This window comes from Streptomyces sp. NPDC051211 (assembly GCF_040689505.1).
In the GTDB taxonomy this organism is placed as follows: domain Bacteria; phylum Actinomycetota; class Actinomycetes; order Streptomycetales; family Streptomycetaceae; genus Streptomyces.
Window position 1 is genome coordinate 231,470 of the sequence record NZ_JBFBAV010000004.1, and the last position, 13,861, is coordinate 245,330.

Annotated in this window: 10 protein-coding genes; 5 read left to right on the forward strand and 5 right to left on the reverse strand. The window is 74.7% G+C overall.

The genetic code is table 11. From position 1 onward, the window contains the following. Positions 1 to 40: 40 nt before the first annotated feature. Positions 41 to 1,276, reverse strand: coding sequence for a streptophobe family protein (locus AB0447_RS07320; protein WP_366475534.1), 1,236 nt, complete (start codon positions 1,274 to 1,276; stop codon positions 41 to 43). A gap of 167 nt (positions 1,277 to 1,443) precedes the next feature. On the opposite strand from AB0447_RS07320, the gene AB0447_RS07325 reads away from it, so the two are divergent. From AB0447_RS07325 to AB0447_RS07335, 3 genes are all read left to right on the forward strand, one after another. After that, the gene (locus AB0447_RS07325; RefSeq protein WP_366475535.1) at positions 1,444 to 2,901 is read left to right on the forward strand and encodes a DUF6777 domain-containing protein; all 1,458 of its coding nucleotides are present in this window, start codon (positions 1,444 to 1,446) and stop codon (positions 2,899 to 2,901) included. A 53-nt stretch (positions 2,902 to 2,954) separates the two neighbouring features. Further along, positions 2,955 to 3,545, forward strand: coding sequence for a hypothetical protein (locus tag AB0447_RS07330; protein ID WP_366475536.1), 591 nt, complete (start codon positions 2,955 to 2,957; stop codon positions 3,543 to 3,545). 125 nt (positions 3,546 to 3,670) lie between these two features. Continuing rightward, complete coding sequence (locus AB0447_RS07335) at positions 3,671 to 4,498, forward strand: hypothetical protein (RefSeq protein WP_366475537.1); 828 nt, start codon at positions 3,671 to 3,673, stop codon at positions 4,496 to 4,498. Between the two features lie 21 nt (positions 4,499 to 4,519). Here the strand turns inward: AB0447_RS07335 and AB0447_RS07340 are convergent, their stop codons facing one another. Next, the gene (locus tag AB0447_RS07340) at positions 4,520 to 4,987 is read right to left on the reverse strand and encodes an SRPBCC family protein (protein ID WP_366475539.1); all 468 of its coding nucleotides are present in this window, start codon (positions 4,985 to 4,987) and stop codon (positions 4,520 to 4,522) included. 125 nt (positions 4,988 to 5,112) lie between these two features. Between AB0447_RS07340 and AB0447_RS07345 the strand changes: the two genes are divergently transcribed. After that, positions 5,113 to 7,164: a SpoIIE family protein phosphatase gene (locus AB0447_RS07345; protein ID WP_366475540.1), complete on the forward strand. Its 2,052-nt coding sequence runs from the start codon at positions 5,113 to 5,115 to the stop codon at positions 7,162 to 7,164. Between the two features lie 53 nt (positions 7,165 to 7,217). Here the strand turns inward: AB0447_RS07345 and AB0447_RS07350 are convergent, their stop codons facing one another. Next, positions 7,218 to 7,592, reverse strand: a complete 375-nt coding sequence (locus AB0447_RS07350; protein ID WP_366475541.1) for a peptidase inhibitor family I36 protein — start codon at positions 7,590 to 7,592, stop codon at positions 7,218 to 7,220. Between the two features lie 166 nt (positions 7,593 to 7,758). Between AB0447_RS07350 and AB0447_RS07355 the strand changes: the two genes are divergently transcribed. Then, complete coding sequence (locus tag AB0447_RS07355) at positions 7,759 to 10,215, forward strand: phosphodiester glycosidase family protein (RefSeq protein WP_366475542.1); 2,457 nt, start codon at positions 7,759 to 7,761, stop codon at positions 10,213 to 10,215. Between the two features lie 591 nt (positions 10,216 to 10,806). Here the strand turns inward: AB0447_RS07355 and AB0447_RS07360 are convergent. After that, positions 10,807 to 12,816: an ABC transporter permease gene (locus AB0447_RS07360; RefSeq protein WP_366475543.1), complete on the reverse strand. Its 2,010-nt coding sequence runs from the start codon at positions 12,814 to 12,816 to the stop codon at positions 10,807 to 10,809. Positions 12,817 to 13,022: 206 nt separating this feature from the next. Continuing rightward, the gene (gene modA, locus AB0447_RS07365) at positions 13,023 to 13,847 is read right to left on the reverse strand and encodes a molybdate ABC transporter substrate-binding protein (RefSeq protein WP_366475544.1); all 825 of its coding nucleotides are present in this window, start codon (positions 13,845 to 13,847) and stop codon (positions 13,023 to 13,025) included. Positions 13,848 to 13,861: the final 14 nt, after the last annotated feature.

Consider the following 13,861-nt stretch of genomic DNA (forward strand, 5'->3'; position numbering starts at 1 on the left):
GAGCGCCGCAGCGTTCGCATGTCGGCGGACCGCCCGTGGCTCAAACGGTGCTGCGGACCTCGCCCCGCCGGTGCACCGGCTTCGCCAGCAGGGCACCCAGGAAACCGGCCACCGCACCCCACAGCAGGGCGAGCCCCACCGTGCGCCACAGCAGCGGACGCAGTTGCACCGAGCCGCCCAGACCGTCGACCTCGCCGATGCCCAGCAGCGACAGCCCGAACGCGGCCTGGACCCGCCCCAGCAGGCAGACCGTCAGCACGGCCAGGGCCAGGGCGACACCCAGGTGCAGCGCATGCTGCCAGGGCCGCACCCGGGCAGGGGAGCGTACGGCGGCCAGGAAGCCCGCGCCGAGCAGCAGGACGGCGGCCGCGACCACCAGCCACCAGGCCCGCGCGTCCCGCTGGGCGAGCGTGCCCACGTCCACGGTGGACAGGTCGGGGCTGCGCAGCACCTCGTCCAGCAGCCGGGGCATGGGCAGGCCGAAGGGCCCTTCCACCTTGCCCTCCCAGGCGCCGCCGAGCCCGAGGGTGAGCGCAAGCCAGACCAGGTTCGGCAGACCCAGCAGCAGCACCGCGAGGGTCTCCGCAGCCTGGCCCCGGGTCACGGCCACGACCAGGCCGACCACCGCGCCCAGCGCCACGTACACGAGGAGCAGCGCCACCGTCGCGTGGGCGGCGGGGCGGACGGCCTCGTGGAAGCGGACCAGCCCGGCGGGCAGCGGGCCGCCCCGCGACACCAGCAGGGTGATCAGCAGCAGGCCCAGGATCCAGAGCAGTCCGAACAGCAGGGTGGCGGGCAGCTCGGCGCGGAAGCCCACGGTGGGCGCGGCATCCAGGAGGTCGGCGAGCTCGCCGAGCGGGGAGTCGCCGGTGGAGATGCCGAAGGTGTGACGGGCGTACAGCGCGAAGCCGGTCAGCGCCAGCAGCCACAGCAGGACCAGCGGGCCGGCCCGGGCGAGGAGTTCACCCGCCCCCGCCACGGCGCGGCCGCGCAGGGGGCGCAGGAACCCGGATCCGGCGGCCAGCGCGCCGGCCAGGGTCACCGACAGCGGCAGCACCGACAGGCCGGCCTGGGCGTCGGCCAGGAATCCGGCCCCGCCGGACAGCTCCACCGAGCCGCCGGCGGCCATCACCACGACCGCGGCCACGACCTTCGGGTAGGCCCCGCCGGGCAGGCTGCCGGCGCCGGCGAAGGCCAGGCCGGCCGCGGCGACCACGGTCATCGCCACGAAGCCCGCCAGCACCGCGACCACGGCGTCACGCCAGGAACGGGTCACACGGCCACCGTAGGCAGCCTGTCCGAACCGGCACCACCTGAACGGCGCACACGTGGTGCGCAGGAGCGAGGGATGTCCGGAGACTTCAGTGGACACACCGGTCCCTCCGAGCGCATCCGCCGGACATCCGGCCCGGGACCGGAACGTCTCCGTACGGGAGGGCATCCGTGACCACGCACCCCTCGGGCACACCGCCCCCGGAGCGCCCCACCGGCCCGCCGGCCGGCCCGCTCTCGGGCGGCGGCCCGCAGGGCCCGCCGCTGCCTCCGGTGCCTCCGCTGCCGCCCGCGGGCGGGGCGGGGGCCCCGGAGGGTCCCGAGGGGCCGGAGGCCGGCCGGGATACCTGGTGGCGGTCGGTGCCGCGGCTCGTGGCGGTGCTCGTGGCCGTGGCCGTGGCCGTGGCCGTGGCCGTGGCCGTGGTGCTGGTCGTCGTACTGACCCGGCCCGGCGGCCCACCGACCACCAGTGGCGAGGTCTTCCTGCAGCCGGCCAGGTCCGCCGGACAGGATCCGTTCACCGAGTCCACGGAGACGACCCCCGACGGCCAGGAGCCCCGGTCGACCCCCACCGCCACCGCCACCGTCGCCCCCACCGGCAACATCACCACCCGCTCCGTGGGCGGGGGCGAGCCCGGCCTGTACGGCGGCACCCAGGACCTGGCGAGCTGCGACGTCGAGAAGCAGATCAGGGTGCTGGGCGCGGTCCCCGCGAAGAACAGCGCCTTCGCCGGGGTCCTGGGGATCCGTCCCGCGGGCGTACCCGGCTACCTGCGGTCCCTCACCCCGGTCCGGCTGCGCCTGGACACCCGGGTCACCAACCACGGCTACAAGGACGGCCGGGCCACCGCCTACCAGGCCGTGCTCCAGGCGGGGACGGCCGTACTGGTCGACGACCGGGGGGTGCCCAGGGTGCGGTGCGCCTGCGGGAACCCGCTGGGGGAGCCGGTGGCGCTGAAGCCGAACTCGAAGCGGTACGGGCAGCCCTGGGCGGCGTACCACCCGCAGAACGTGGTGGTGATCGCGCCCTCCGTGCGGACCGTCGACAAGATCGTGATCTACGACCACGAGGACCGCCGCTGGTACGAGCGGGAGCGGGGCGCGGACCCGAAGCCCGACCGGCCCGTTCCGCCACCGGTCGTCCCGACGCCGGTCATCCCGATTCCGCCGGACCTCTCACCCCCGGTGCCCCTCTCCCCACCGCCGGACAAGCCGCCCCCGGACGAGCCTGCTCCGGACAGCCCGCCGCCGGACAAGCCGCCGCCGGACAGCCCGCCGCCGGACAGCCCGCCGCCGGACAAGCCTCCCCCGGACAAGCCGCCTCCGGACAAGCCTCCCCCGGACAAGCCTCCGGACAAGCCTCCGGACAAGCCGCCTCCGGACAAGCCCCCGGACAAGCCTCCCCCGGACAAGCCCCCGGACAAGCCTCCCCCGGACAAGCCCCCGGACAAGCCGCCTCCGGGCAGTCCTCCCGCGGTGCCCGACGCCCCCGAGCCGCCCCCGGACACGCCCTCGGACGCCTCGCCCAAGTCCCGGCCACCGGGTCTGACCGACCCGAGCCGCCTGACCGGCACACCGCCGTCCTCCCCCGGCCCGGGGCTGATCCCCCCTCCCCCACACGGGGGATGAGGCCCGGACCCGGGACGGACGACCGGTGAGCCGGTCCAGCGGAGGCTGGGGACATGACAACAACCGGCGCCTCCGCCCTCCCCCCGACCCCGACGCCGAACTCGGCCCCTACCCCGACCCCGACCCCGGCCGTGGCCACCGAACGCCCAGTCCCGCGCTGGGCGGACCGCGTGGCCCACGCCATCCCGCTGGTCATGCTGCCGGTCTGTCTGTGGCGGCTGCCCTTCGCCTTCGGCCACAGCATGGGGCTCCAAGAGGAGGGCAGGGTCTTCACCTCGCTCTGGCAGAGCATCCCGTACATCTTCGGGTTGAGCCTGCTCTCCGAAATGGTGGCGCTGCTCTCGTTCGCGCTGGTCCGCGGCTGGGGAGAGGTGGTGCCGTCCTGGGTGCCGCGCCTCGGCGGCCGGCGGATCCGGCCGGCCGCGGTGCTGGTTCCGGCGACGCTGTTGTCGCTGCTCGCCTGGGTGTTGCTGACCAACTGGACGGTCACCACCTTCGGCCTCTTCGGCCTCGACGACGGCACGTTCAGCAACGGCTCCCTGGCGCTGCTCGCCCGGGTGGTCAGCGGGTTGTTCGTACTGTGGGCTCCGCTGCTGACCGCACTGACCTGGGCGTACTACGTCCGGCGCTGCCGGACCGCCTAGCGGCCGATGCGGCCGCAGAGGATAATTCGGGATGTGCCGGGAGGGGGGACCACCCACCCCGAGGGTGGCTGCGGAGCGTGTCCCACAGGCGACGGAACGGGAATCCGATGGCACCCACGACGCGAATGCGAAGAATCATCCGATGGTCCGTCAGTGCCGCCACGGCCTGCGGTCTGGCGGCCGGACTGGCCCCGCCGGCAGTGGCCGGGGAAGACCCCGTCATCAAAGCGCCGACGCTGCTGACCCTCCGCCTGGACGCCCCTACCGCGACCGTCACCTTCCGCGACCGTTCCGATCCGGACGTCCTCCACTACATCACCCTCACGGAGAAGGAGAACCCGGGCTACACCAAGATCGTCCGCCAGGCGCCCGGCAATGTGCCGGGAGTCGGCAGGGTCGCCACCCGGTCGGTCACGGGCATCAAGCCCGGCGTGGCGTACTGCGCGACGGTCGCGGTCGAGGTGGCGCACCCCGACCCCGTCCTGTACGACCTCGAGGATCCGGTCTCGGAGCCGTCCAACAAGGTGTGCGCCGAGCCGACGGACCCGGCCAAGCCGCAGAGCGCGCCGTCGGACCTGTCCGTCGGCCCCATCACCGGCGAAGCGAAGCCGGTGATGGGCACCAACCGCACCTACTGGGTGCAGTACACCAATCGTGGTGCCGAGGTGAAGGGTGCGGTGATCGAGGTGTGGGCGACCGGCCCGCTGCAGCTGCGGCGGCCGCCCGACTCCGGCACCTTCAGCGGCTTCACCTGCGCAGCTGCGGGTGCGGCCGGCTTCCGGTGCACGGGCGGCACCGTGAAGACCGGGGAGAAGGGTCAGATCCCCTTCCTGGCCGCGGTGGCCAGGACCGGCTCCGGCACCATCCACGCGTCGATCACGGGAGCCGGCGATGCGAACACGGCCGACAACGGCTCCAAGCTCGACATCCAGGCCATCTCCAGGGCCTCCTGACTCAGGACAGGGCCTCCTGACTCAGGACGAAGTGCGCTCCACCGACGCCGCCACGTCCGCCAGGTCCTTGGTGATGGCCTTGGCCACCGCCTTGGCCCCCAGCCCGCCCAGCAGCCTCGCCAGCAACGGCAGCTTCCCGCCCGGCTGTGGCTGCGCCGAGAAGGTCATCCGCACCGTGGTGCTCCCCGGCGCGCGCTCGATGAGCCGGAACTCCGACACGTAGTGCATGCCGGAGTTGTCCGCCTCGACCACATACCGTGCCGGAGCGTCGCACACCGTCACCCACATCTCCTCGGTCGCGGCCTTCCCGAACATCCGCCGGGTCTCGCGCCAGCGCGTCCCCACCCCGAACGGCCCCGGAGTGAGCACTTCCACCGAGTCGACCCCGCTCAGGACCAGCGGCATCGACTCCAGATCCGTCAGCGCCTGCCAGACCGTTTCCGCCGGCGCGGCGATCTCCCGCTCGACCGAGACCTCGCTGTTTCCCATGGTTCGGATTGTCACTCCGATCGGCGGACCCCGCGCGCGCCGCCGACCCCGCCGATCCCGCCGACCGCCCCGCCGACACCGCAGGCCGCCCCGCCGACCGTGCCGATCGGTGAGACAGTGGCTGCATGGCCGACCAGGTCGACTGGCCCGCCCGGCCGGACCTGAGCCTCGCGCTCAACCGCATGGGCACCTTCGACTGGGACCTCGACAGCGGGCAGTTGCATATGGACCCCACCGCCCTCGAGGTCCTCGAGCTGCGCCCGGAAGAGTTCAGCGGCACCCTCGACGGGCTGCGGCTGCGCATCGCGCCCGGCGAGGAAGCCCGGCTCGACGCCCGGGTCGCCCAGGCCCTGAAGGAGGGCCGCGACCACTACGGCGCGTACTTCCGGATCCGCCGCCGAGACGGCACGCCCCGCTGGACCCACATCCAGGGCCACATCCTGCGCGACGGGGCCGGCCGCCCGTACCGGATCATCGGCATCGTACGGGACGCCGCACTCGACCCGCGCGAGCCGGCCGCCTCCGGCCGGCAGGACGCGGGCCGCCGCCGGATGACCGGGGTGGTGGAACGCACCACCGCGATCCTCGCCCACGCCCGAACCGTCAACGACGTCACCGACGTCCTGAAGGACCCCGAGGCCCTCGGCCACCTCGGAGCCGTCAGCGTGATGCTCGGCGTCGTCGACGGGGGCCGGATCCACCTCGTCGCGGAGGGCCAGCTTGGCTCGTACGTCCCCGAGATCGAGTACACCCGGATCGACGCGGCCTTCCCGATGAGCGAGGCCGTGCGCACCATGCTGCCCGTCTTCCTCCGCTCCCGGGAGGAGTTCCAGGACCGCTACCCGCTGCTGTGGCCGTACATCGAACCCCTCTCCGTCCGCAGCGGGGTCTACCTGCCGCTCATCGCGCAGGGCAGGCCGATCGGCGCGCTCGGCCTGCTCTACACCCGGGACGGCGACTTCAGCGCCGAGGAGCGCAACGTGCTCGTAGCCCTGGGCAGCGGGATCGCGCAGAGCCTCCAGCGGGCCATCCTGTTCGAGCAGGAGCACGACCTCGCGGAGGGGCTGCAGCGGGCGATGCTGCCGCGCCGCATCCCGGAGGTGCCGGGCGCCCGGATCGCCGTACGCTACCGGGCCGCGCGGATGGGCCGGGACATCGGCGGCGACTGGTACGACGTGGTCCCGCTCGGCGAGGGCCGGGTCGGGGTGATGATCGGCGACGTGGAGGGGCATGACACGGACGCGGCGGCGGTGATGGGCCAGCTGCGGATCGTGCTGCGCGCCTACGTCACCGAGGGGCACACCCCGGGCACCGCGATGGCCCGGGCCTCCACCTTCCTCCGGGAGCTGGAGACCGAACGCTTCGCCACCTGCACCTACGTGGAGGCCGACCTGAACACGGGCATGCTCCAGCTGGTGCGGGCCGGGCACCTCGATCCCGTCGTGCGGCGCGGGGACGGCACCTGCCACCGGGTGGCGGTGGCCGGCGGGCTGCCGCTCGGCCTGCCGCCGCGCGACCGGTCCGGCACCGGGTCCGGCTATCCGGTCAGCAGCCTGGAACTCCACCCGGGCGACACGCTGCTGCTGTGCACGGACGGGCTGATCGAGCGGCCGGGCGCCGACCACGACGCCGGCATGCGCGAGTTCATGGAGGCGGTCCGGGACGGTCCGGCCGACGTGGAGGAACTCGCCGACCTGCTGTGCGACCTGGTCGGGGACGCGGGCGGCGGGGACGACATGGCCCTGCTCCTGCTGCGCCGCCGGGGCAGCCCGGCCCCGCGCGGCAGCGGCCCGCTGCGCCAGCACCTCACCCCCGGCGACCCGGACGGCCCGGCGATGGCCCGCCACCTGATCCGTGCGGCCGCCACCGCGTGGGGTGCCCGGGAGCTCGCGGACGAGATCGAGCTCGCCGCGGACGAGCTCGTCACCAACGTGCTGGTGCACACGGACGGCGGCGGCCAGGTCAGCCTGCGGCTCACCCCGGAGGGCCGGATCCGCATCGAGGTCGAGGACGGCTCCAGCGCCCTGCCGCGCCGCCGCGATGCGGGCGACTGGGCGGTGTCGGGGCGCGGCTTGATGCTGGTGGACCGGCTGGCCGACGCGTGGGGTGTCGAGCCGCGGGGCAGCGGCAAATGCGTGTGGTGCGAGTTCACCGTCCCGACTGCCGCCGGCGGCTGACGCGCCGGGACCGGGGGTTCCCGCCCCGGCCCCGGCACGTCGGGAGGCGCCGGCTAACACTCACCGCGCCAACGGGCGCCGGTCAGGGTGATGTTGTCCCAATTGATCTTGTAGGTGCCGGGTCCGGGGTTGTAGTGCAGGCACACCTCGTACGGGCGGCCGTCGTACCGGTACGCCTGCTGGATGTGGTCCGCGCCCGCGAACGGGTTGCCGTTGTTGAAGGTGGACTGGACGTTGTGGATGGTGCCGGACCAGTTCCCCGGCGTGCTCAGCAGCAGCGTTCCGGTCTGGTCCTCGCCGGAGTACGCGCAGAAGTTGCCCTTGGGGCAGCCGGGCGGGTTCGGCTCCGCCGAAGCCGACGGAGCGGTGGCCATGACGGCGGCGAACGCGGCGGTGGCCGCGAACGCGCCGAGAACACGGGTGCGCACGATGACGTTCCCCCTCCAGGTGCAGTGATGCGTGCGCCGCAGACGCTAGCGGAGCGCGATGGGGCATTTCATCGGATTAGCGGCGAATGGCTGAATCAGAAGGTATGACTGGTTCGCACTCTTGTGTCCTCACCGACATTTGTATCGACTGCCCGATGCTGCCTGAGTGGTGACTCTCCGTCCGTTCACCGGCCTGATCCTGCCGCTGCTGCTGATCACCCTGCCGGCCACCCCCGCCTGGGCCGCCGGGCCCTCCGGCGGCATCGACACCGACCGGACCTCCCGGCAGATCGCTCCCGGAGTCCGCCTGGAGTCCTACGACCGGCTGCACGCCGACCGCTGGCTGCGCATCCACGAACTCGTCGTGGACCTCGCCGCCCCGGGCGTGCGCGCCGAGTACCTCGGCGGGCCCGGCACCGTCGCCGAGTCCGCCGCCCGCCACCCGGCCGGCCCCGGCCGGCGCGTGGTCGCCGCCGTGAACGGGGACTTCTTCGACATCCGCCGCACCGGCGCCCCGCTCGGCCCCGGCATCGCCGACGGCCGCCTGCTGCACTCCCCGGCTCCCCGCGCGGGCGCCGCCGTCGCCTTCGGACCCGGCCCGGCCGGCCGGGTGCTGCGCCTCGCCCTCGCCGGTACGGTCACCCTGCCCGGCGGCGCCACCCGCCGCCTCACCGGGTTCAACTCCGCCCGGCCGCCCGCCGGGGGCATCGCCGCCTACACCGCCGCCTGGGCCGGCAACGGCTCCGCCCTGCCGTCCGGCGCGGGCGCCGAGGCCGACGTACGCAACGGCCGGGTCATCGCCGTACGACAGTTCGGACGCGGGACCGAGCCGCCGGCCGGGGTGACCCTGCTGGCCGGGCGCGGCAGCGCCGCGGCGGAGCTGGCGGCGCTCCGTCCCGGCGACCCGGTACGGATCACCGCCGCCCCGGCCGTCGGCTCCGGGCCGCTGCCGTCCACCGCCGTCGGCGGACGGGAACGCCTGGTCGTCGACGGGGTCCCGCAGAACCACGACGGCATGGGGAACAATGCCGCCGCCCCCCGCACCGCCGTCGGATTCTCCGAGGACGGGCGGCAGTTGCGGATCCTCAGCGTCGACGGTCGCCAGCAGGACAGCGCCGGCCTCACCCTGACCGCGCTCGGCCGGCTGCTGCACGAGCTGGGCTCGTACAACGCCCTGAACCTGGACGGCGGCGGCTCCGCCACCCTGCTCGCGGCCGGCAGCGGCGACCCCGTCCTCAGGCTGGAGAACTCCCCGTCCGACGGCAGCCCCCGTACGGTCCCCAACGGGCTGGTCCTCACCGCCCCGGCCGGCTCCGGCCGGCCCGCCGGCTACCACGTGGAGGCGGTGGCCGGCGCCACCCGGGTCTTCCCCGGCCTGGTCCGCACCCTCACCGCCACCGGCTACGACGACCTGTTCGGCCCCGCCCCGGACGCCCGGCCCGCATGGTGGACGATCCCGGGCAGCGCCGGCTGGGTCGGACCGGAAGGGATCTTCCATGCGGTCCGTCCGGGCGGCGCGTTGGTGCACGCGGGGCGCGCGCTCGCCGACGGCGCGCTCCGGCTGGACGTGCTGGGCCCGCTGGCCCGGCTCCGGGCCGAGCCCGACCGCATCGACCTGGCCGAGCCGGCCGAGGCGGTCACCTTCCGGCTGGCCGGGTTCGACGCGCAGGGCTCGACGGCCCCGGTGGAAGGACGCGACGTGCGGTGGGAGTACGACAGCGCGCGGTGGCAGGTGGTGGACGACGGCCGCGGCGGTTTCAGCGTGACGGCCCTCGTCCCGCAGGCCGCCGGAGTGCTGAAGGCCACCGTGCCGGCGACCGGGGCCACGGCCCAACTCGCCGTCTCCGTCGGCCGGGCGGAGCACATCCTGGCCCCGCTCGACGACGCCGTCCGCCGCTCCGGCCCCGGACCGGCGGACGGGCACACGGGGACCGGACAACTCCTCGCCGCCCAGCCGGGACCAATGGATCCGCGGCCGGCCACCCCCGAGGAGATCCGCGCCCGACCCTGGCGGTTCGCCGTGCTGCCCGCCGAGCGGACCGCGGCCGGAGCCGGGCTCGGCACCGCGGCCATCGATTTCGTCCTGGCCTCCGGCCCCCGCCCGGCGGGCGCGGCCGGCCCGCCCCGACCGGCAGCTGCCGCCCCGGCCGTCCGGCCGGTACCGGGCACCGCCTCGTTCCGCCACCGGGGCGTGCGGTTCCTGCCGCTGGACACCACCCGGGGCACCCTCCAGGGCGGCGGACTGGCCCGGCTCGGCGCGCTGCGGGCCGGACTCGAGGAGGCCGCCCGGGACCCGGACACCGGCGCGCTGGTCCTCGTACAGCGGTACGCGGGACCGGACCGGGTGGACCGGAAGGAGGCGGCCGTGCGGGCGCGCTGGCTCGCGGAGTTCCGGCGGACCAGCGGCAAAGGCGCAGCGGTGATCACCCTGGACGCCCCGGAGCCGACGGCCGGCCGAACCGAGGGCGTGCTGGAATTCGCCGTCGCGCGCGGCAGCCGAGCTCTGGTGGGTGCCGACACCTTCCCGGCCGGCGAGGGCGCGGCCCAACCCAGCCGCGACTGGCTCACCGTCCACCCGGACACCCCCACCCCGCCGACCGCAACCGGGGCCACGGCCCCGTAGCCCGGCCCGCTCGAGCCCCGGCCGGTCCGAGCCGGTCCCCGCCGCAGCCGGTTCCAGCCGGTTCCGGCCGCGGCCGAGCCGGTCTCAGCGGGTCCCGGCGGTGGCAAGGCCACCTGAGCCTGACCCCAGATGGGCTGTGGTCGCCGAGACGGCAGGAGCACGTGGTGGCCGGTGGCGGCTTATGTCCGGCCACAGGCGGTCCGGGGACGCTATGCCGGGAGAAGCGCGTAGCGATCGGGCGCGCCGGTCGCTCGGGCCCGGCTGCCTGGGTCTGGCTTCGGGGAATCGGAGCTGTCCGCCCGTCAGGGCGGCCGGTCGGGCGTCAGCCGCCGCCCGACGGGCTGGGCGGGGCCGCATGTGGGAAAGGTCCCCCATGCCATCCCCCCGGGGGCCGCCCGACAGTCTCTGTCTGGGCGGGCCGGGCCGGGCCGTCAAGGGTGGCGCGCAGCGACATCGCGAAGCGGCGCGACGAAGGAGCGCCCTTGACGGCCCGGACCGGCCCGCTCGGACACTGGACTGACGGGCAGCCCCCGGGCACCCCTCCGACCCCGCCCAAGTGAAACTCCGCAAAACCCCGGCATACCGAGCCGGTCAGAGCTCCACGAGGGTGATCTCGGTCGCCTTCACGCTCGTCCAGACCGGCGCCCCGTCGGCCAGCTTGAGTTCGGCCGCGGCCTCCGGAGTGATCTCGGCGACCAGGTCGGGGGCCTCCGCGGAGGTGACCAGGACGCGGAGCCGGCTGCCGACCGCGGTGATCTCGCGGACCGTACCCGGCCAGCTGTTGCGGGGGCTGCCGCCCGGCCGTTCGCGGTGCACGGACACCGCCTCCGGGGCGATGATCGCGAGGGTGCGGGAGCCCACGGCCAGGGAGTCGGCCACCACCAGCCGGCCGCCGGCGTCCAGTGCGATCCCCTCCGCTCCGGCGGTCCCCGCCCACGCGTTGCGCCCCAGCATCCGGGCCACCCACGGGGAGCGCGGATGCCGGGTCACCTCGGCGGGCGGCGCGTCCTGGAGGGCGCGTCCGTCGGCCAGGACCAGGACCCGGTCCGCGAGGGACACCGCTTCGACGGGGTCGTGCGTGACGATCAGGCAGACCCCGCCGAAGCCGGCCAGATGGCGGCGCAGGGTGTGCCGGACGTGGACCCGCGTGGTCTGGTCGAGGGCGGCGAGGGGTTCGTCCAGGAGCAGCAGCCGGGGCCGGGCGGCCAGCGCCCGGGCGAGCGCCACCCGCTGGGCCTGGCCGCCGGACAGCTCGGCCGGCTTGCGGTGCGCGAGGTGGCCGACACCGAGCCGGTCCAGCCACTCCCTGGCCGTGCGGCGAGCCTCGGCGCGCGGCACGCCGCGGGCGCGCAGCCCGTACGAGGTGTTGGCCAGCGCGCTCAGATGTGGGAACAGCGCGCCGTCCTGCGGGACCCATGCGACCTGCCGCTTGTGCGGGGGGAGGTCCGTCACCTCGGTGTCGCCGAGCCGGAGTTCGGCGTGGGCGCGCGGGGTGAGACCGAGCAGGGCGCGCAGCAGGGTGGTCTTGCCGGCGCCGTTCTCGCCGACGACGGCGATGGTGGTGCCCGGTTCGGCGTCCAGGGTGAGCCGGTTGAAGCCGGTGACCTCGGCGTGCAGCGGCCAGCGCGCCGAATCCGCGGATGCCGGCCCGTCCTGCCGGTCCTGCCCGTCGGCAGCGGCCGCCGGCGCGGGGACCGCACTCGGCGCGGGGGCCGTACTAGGCCCGGGGACCGTACTGGGCCCGGGGTCGGCAGCGCCGCCCGCCGGGGCGGCCTCCCGGCGGGCGGCCGGCGCGCCGGTCCAGCGCCCGCGCAAGGCGATCAGCACCGCCATGGCGATGGCGAGCAGCAGCAGCGACAGAGAAGTGGCCGCCTCGGGCTGGTCCTGGAGCAGCAGATACACCTGGAGCGGCAGGGTCTGGGTGGTGCCGGGCAGGTTCCCGGCGAAGGTGATGGTCGCGCCGAACTCGCCCAGGGCGCGCGCCCAGGTGAGCGCGGCGCCCGCGATCAGACCCGGAGCCACCATGGGCAGGGTGACCGTGAAGAACACCCGTACCGGCGAGGCCCCGAGGGAGGCGGCCGTCTCCTCGTAGCTGCGCCGCAGCCCGCCCAGCGCCCCCTCAAGGCTGATGACCAGGAACGGCATGGCGACGAAGGTGGCCGCGACCACGGCACCGGAGGTGTGGAACGGCAGGGTGATGCCGAACGTGTCCTCCAGCCACGGCCCGAGCAGTCCGCGCCGCCCGAAGCCGAGCAGCAGCGCCACGCCGCCGACGGTCGGCGGCAGCACCATCGGCAGCAACACCAGGGAGCGGATGACCGCCTTGCCCGGGAACTCGACCCGGGCCAGCAGCCAGGCCAGCGGCACCCCCAGGAGCAGGGAGAGCAGCAGCGCCCAGAAGGACACCAGCAGCGAGAGCTTGAGAGCCTCGACCACGCCGGGGGTGGTCAGGTGGCTGCCCAGGTCCCCCCAGGAGGTGCGGACCAGGATGCCGATCAGCGGCAGCAGCAGGAACGCGACGGCGAGCAGCGCGGGCAGGGCGAGGGCGAGCGGCGCGCGGGTACGCGTACGGGTGGGGATGCTGCGGCGCAGTCTGTTCATCGCGCTTCCTGGCTGAGGGGCAAAAGAGGCAGAAGGAGTGGAAGGGGTGGAAGAGGCGGAAGGATCGGTAAAGGCGGAACAGGCGGAAGAGGCAGAAGGAGCAGAAGAGGGCAGAAGTGGCAGAAGAGGCGGAAGGAGTGGACACGGCGGGGCGGGGCCGCCCGTCCCCCCGGACCGGACAGCCCCGCCCCGCGGTTCTCACCGGGCTACGGCTGCTGGAAGCCCGCGTCCTGGAGGATCTTCTGCGCCTCCGGCGTGCTCAGCCAGGCCACGAACGCGGCGGCGGCCTCGGCGTTCTTGGACCCCTTGAGCGAGGCGGCCGGGTAGGAGGCCACCGCGTTGTGCTCGTCCGGGATCTCCACGGCCTCGACCTTGTCCTTGGACTTGGCGGCGTCCGTCTTGTAGACGAGGCCGGCGTCGGCCTCGCCCATCTCGACCTTGGCCAGCACGGCGCGGACGTTCGGCTCCTGGGAGACCGGCTTCACCAGGACCTTCTGGGCGTCGAGGATCTGCTTGCTGTACCGGCCGACCGGCACCTCGGGCGCGGCCAGCACCACCTTCAGCTTGGTGTCGGCGAGGTCCTTGAGGGCGCCGATCTTGTGCGGGTTGCCCTTCGTGGCGGCGATGACCAGGCGGTTCTTCGCGATGACCGCGGGGGTGCCGGTCTCCGCCTTCAGGCCGTCCATGGTCCTGGTGTCCGCGGTGACCAGCGCGTCGGCCGGGGCGCCCTGCTTGACCTGGGCGGCGAGCTCCTGGGAACCCGCGAAGGAGAAGGTGAGCTTCGTGCCGGGGTGCGCCTTCTCGTACGCGGCACCGGCGGTCTTGAAGACGTCGGTGAGCGAGGACGCGGCGAGCACGGTCAGGTTGGCGGCCTTGGGCGCGCCCGAAGCCGGGGTGGAGGACTTGTCCTCGGCGGCCGCCTTCTCGGTGCCGTCGTCACCCCCGCAGGCGGTGAGCGCCATCAGCAGGCCCGCGGACAGGACCGCGGCGGCGGCGCGGTGACGGGTGTGGAAGGACGGCTTCGGGGACATGAGCGGAACACTCC

Bases quoted from the DNA above. Each gene is read 5' to 3' on its own strand.
- AB0447_RS07330 (WP_366475536.1), top strand. From the start codon at position 2,955: ATGACAACAACCGGCGCCTCCGCCCTCCCCCCGACCCCGACGCCGAAC.
- AB0447_RS07335 (WP_366475537.1), top strand. From the start codon at position 3,671: ATGCGAAGAATCATCCGATGGTCCGTCAGTGCCGCCACGGCCTGCGGT.
- AB0447_RS07340 (WP_366475539.1), bottom strand. From the start codon at position 4,987: ATGGGAAACAGCGAGGTCTCGGTCGAGCGGGAGATCGCCGCGCCGGCG.
- AB0447_RS07345 (WP_366475540.1), top strand. From the start codon at position 5,113: ATGGCCGACCAGGTCGACTGGCCCGCCCGGCCGGACCTGAGCCTCGCG.
- AB0447_RS07360 (WP_366475543.1), bottom strand. From the start codon at position 12,816: ATGAACAGACTGCGCCGCAGCATCCCCACCCGTACGCGTACCCGCGCG.
- modA (WP_366475544.1), bottom strand. From the start codon at position 13,847: ATGTCCCCGAAGCCGTCCTTCCACACCCGTCACCGCGCCGCCGCCGCG.